This window comes from Planktothrix sp. FACHB-1355 (assembly GCF_014748295.1).
GTDB lineage: Bacteria > Cyanobacteriota > Cyanobacteriia > Cyanobacteriales > Aerosakkonemataceae > Aerosakkonema > Aerosakkonema funiforme_A.
In genome coordinates this window covers 1-3,647 of the sequence record NZ_JACJUP010000728.1, presented here as the reverse complement: position 1 = coordinate 3,647, position 3,647 = coordinate 1, and the positions used below count along the sequence as shown (strand labels likewise).

The window sequence follows — 3,647 nt, the reverse complement described above, 5'->3', positions numbered from 1 at the left end:
CAGCGTCCTTGCAAAGCGTAGGAGTAACGCCGTTTACCTGTTTCTGGATCTGGCAAAACGGGGGCTGCAACATAGGCAATCCCCGTATCGCCAAATTCAGCAAAACAAATTGCTTCCAACGTAGGTGTTTTCAAATGATCTGCGATCGCACCTAACTTGACAGCGATATTGTGTGTGACTGCTAATCCCATTGCTTCTGTCATTTGTCCGGTTTTGGGTAATCCCAGCGGCGCAACTTCTTTGGTTTCCGGCAATGCCACACTCACGCCAAGGGCATAAACGGAGGAAAATTGAGGATGTTCGTAGGTAGGCAATACGGGAATAAACCCTTTGCGATCGCCCAAGCCAAGTACTCGATCGATAAATTCTACTCCTCGAAAAGCTGGCAGTATCATGGCATATTGATAGGGAAGTTCGCGCCCATCAGATAGTGCGATCGCTTCCGCATCGACGGAAGTAATTCTCGCATTAGTTACTGCCTCAATTCCTCGTTTTTTTAGCAGGTTTTCCGTTAATTGTCTGGAGTTACTCAAACCATCTAATCCCAAATGTCCGAGATAAGGTTCTGGCGTCACAAAAGTAATCGATACTCGATCGCGCAAACCTCTGCGCCGCAACTCCCACTCTGCCATTAACAAAAACTCATAAGCTGGCCCAAAACAACTAACTCCCGCCATTGCTCCTACCACCAAAGGCCCCGGATTTTCTAAGAACTTCAGCCAAGCTGTTCGCGCTTCTAAAGTATGATTGGGCGAGCAAACTGAATGGGTATAACCTCCATCTGGGCCCAGTCCGGGCACGGCATCAAAGGCAAAGGAAGCACCTGTGGCGATCGCCACATAATCCCAATCAACTATTCGATTTTCTTCTACAGTGATGCGTTTGGTTTCAGGGTTAAAAGCTGTTACTCTTCCCAGTATCCATTCAATACCGTGCCGCTTGGTTAATTCAGCTAAGTTTAATTGAATGTCTTCCAGAGGCTTGAGGTTCAGCGCTACCCGAATCGACCCAGGAATAAAAGTAAATTCGGGTCGATCGGAAATTAACGTCACCTTATGTTCTTTCGGCAGCAGATGTCGCAGTTCGTAAGCGGTGGGCAGCCCCCCCAATCCCGCGCCAATTACAACCACTTTTGCCATCTTTTTTGATTTCCTCCTTCTGTGGGACGGCAGCTTGCTGCCATTGATAGGGCTGGTGTTCGCTTTTCTGCTCCACCTTATACTGTTTCAAAGTTTTCTTAATTACTTATATTACTATTTAAGCATAAAATATCCTGCTTAGCTCGATCGCAGCGAAAATTGGAACTGGGAAAGAGGCAACCCCGCCCCGGAGTACTCATTGCGATCGCCAGATGAGTAAAAAAGCAAGCGAGATATTTTTCGATCGATACGTAAGTATTTCTTTCTCTAAATAAGGGTTTACCGAGCCCTAACCGATCTGCAAAAATTTTTGGCTATTGTCAAATTGTAAAATTTATATTAATATGTGAAAAACCTAAATAATAAGCAAATAAACCGTATGGTTAGTGCGTGTTTAAAAGCTAAAGATAAAGGGCATTTTAGGGATGTCTGAAAGTAGCGAAACGCTTTCTAGACCAAGGTTTTATGGAATGAAACAATGACTGCTTGGATTATTGGACATATTTTAGCAACTTGTATTGGGATTAGCTTGGGGTTAATAGGCGGTGGAGGATCGATTTTAGCGGCTCCTATTTTAATTTACATAATGGGAGTGCCAGCTCAGTCAGCCTTTGCCATGACCTTGGTTATTGTTGGTACTGTTAGTATTATTGGCGCGATTCCTCACTGGCGGCAAGGAAATGTAAATTTGAAAATTGCTGCCTTATTTTCCCCAACAGCTATGTTGGGTGCTTATCTTGGCGCTCGTGCTACTTTTCTTCCCATCGTTACCCCGACTATTCAGTTAATTACCTTTGGGCTCGTTATGTTGATAGCATCTATTTCTATGCTTCGTAAAGGAGCAAATCAAACCGATGAATTTGACGAGATTGTCGAGTTAAATTCTGAGGATAACGAGCCTCATAAATACCGATGGCTGGCTATAGTAATGGAAGGGTTTGTAGTGGGAATAATTACCGGATTTGTTGGAATTGGTGGTGGTTTTTTAGTAATACCGGCGCTAGTATTGCTAGGAAATACTCCCATGAAAGAAGCGATCGGTACATCTTTGATTATTTTAGCTCTCAAATCAGTTACCGGATTTGCAGGATACTTCGGTCATGTGTTTGTAGAGTGGAATTTACTAGAATCCTTTACAGCTGTTGCTAGTGCAGGTATCCTCATAGGAACGTATTTCACAAAGTTTTTCCTTCCTAAAGATTTGGAGAAAGGATTTGGTTATTTTGTCCTAGTTGTGGCATTATTTATTTTAATCAAAAGATAGTTACAAAACGCTCTAAATCGGAATTTTAATCACAAATTCCGTACCCTGTCCGATTACCGAACTGCAAGTCAACTGTCCGCTGTGATTGATAACTACAATCTTTTGTGAGATAGATAGCCCTAATCCCGTACCTTTTCCGGGGGGCTTAGTTGTAAAGAAGGGAGCGAAAACTTGTTGTTGGAATTCCTCACTTATACCAGCGGCATTATCGATAATATGAATTAATACTTGCCGTTTTATAACTTTTGTTTTAATATGGATCGTGGGTTGATAATTTGCATATTTATCATCTATATTTTGAGAGTGTATTTTATCTTCTAGCGCGTCGATCGCATTGGCGATCAAGTTCATAAATACCTGATTTAGTTGTCCGGGATAGCACTCAACAAGGGGTAAGTCGTCATATTCTCTTATTACTTGAATAGCTGGATAATCAGGTCTAGCTTTCAAACGGTGTCCCAAAATTAGAAGCGTACTTTCAATCCCTTCATGAATATTAACATTTTTTTTACCTGCGTCATCCAAGCGAGAAAAATTTCGTAAAGAAGAAGAAAGATCTAAAATACGGCTTGCACCGATGTGCATAGAATTCAACACCTTGGGCAAATCTGACAACAACTCCTTCAACTCAATTTCCTCTATTTTATCTATAACTTCATTAGGTGGTTCCGGCAGATATTTTTGATAGAGATTGAGCAGAGCGATTAAGTCTTCAAAATAGCGATCGATATGTCCTAAATTACCCACTATGAAATTAACGGGATTATTTACTTCGTGAGCTATACCCGCAACCAATTGTCCCAGACTGGCAATTTTTTCAGATTGCACAAGCCATACTTGGGCTTCCTTGAGTTCGGCTGTTCTTGCTTCTACCCGTTGTTCTAAATCTTGTTGTAGTTCCCGCAAAGTTGCTTCTACAGCCTGTCTTTCTTTAATTTCTACCTTTAACTGTTCATTTTTTGTAGCTAGCGCCTTAGTAAGATTTCTTAACCTGAGATGCAGCTCGATCCGAACTAGGACTTCTTCCGCTTGAAATGGTTTGGTAATGTAGTCTACAGCTCCTAACTTTAACCCTTTAACTTTATCGGTCGTGTCAGCCAGGGATGTCATAAAAATCACAGGAATATCGTGTGTTAATGGATTTTCTTTCAAACGGCGGCAGATTTCAAAGCCATCTTTTCCCGGCATCACTACATCTAATAAAATGAGATCTGGTTGTGCAATTTTTAACCTTTGCAGCGCCT

The 3,647-nt window shown here is 41.8% G+C and carries 3 protein-coding genes; 1 reads left to right on the top strand and 2 read right to left on the bottom strand.

What is annotated here, in order from left to right:
• The coding region (locus H6S82_RS23845) for an FAD-dependent oxidoreductase (protein WP_191056814.1) at positions 1-1,139 on the bottom strand (1,139 nt) is incomplete at its 3' end.
• Positions 1,140-1,617: 478 nt separating this feature from the next.
• On the opposite strand from H6S82_RS23845, the gene H6S82_RS23840 reads away from it, so the two are divergent.
• Positions 1,618-2,403 carry a sulfite exporter TauE/SafE family protein gene (locus tag H6S82_RS23840; RefSeq protein WP_190474349.1) on the top strand — a complete coding sequence of 262 codons (786 nt, stop codon included), beginning with the start codon at positions 1,618-1,620 and terminating at the stop codon, positions 2,401-2,403.
• A 12-nt stretch (positions 2,404-2,415) separates the two neighbouring features.
• Here H6S82_RS23840 and H6S82_RS23835 read toward each other — a convergent pair.
• Positions 2,416-3,647 (bottom strand): ATP-binding protein (locus H6S82_RS23835; RefSeq protein ID WP_191056813.1); only part of this gene is annotated, 1,232 nt, incomplete at its 5' end.

Coding starts and splice junctions, on each gene's coding strand:
- H6S82_RS23840 (WP_190474349.1), top strand. CDS start 1,618: ATGACTGCTTGGATTATTGGACATATTTTAGCAACTTGTATTGGGATT.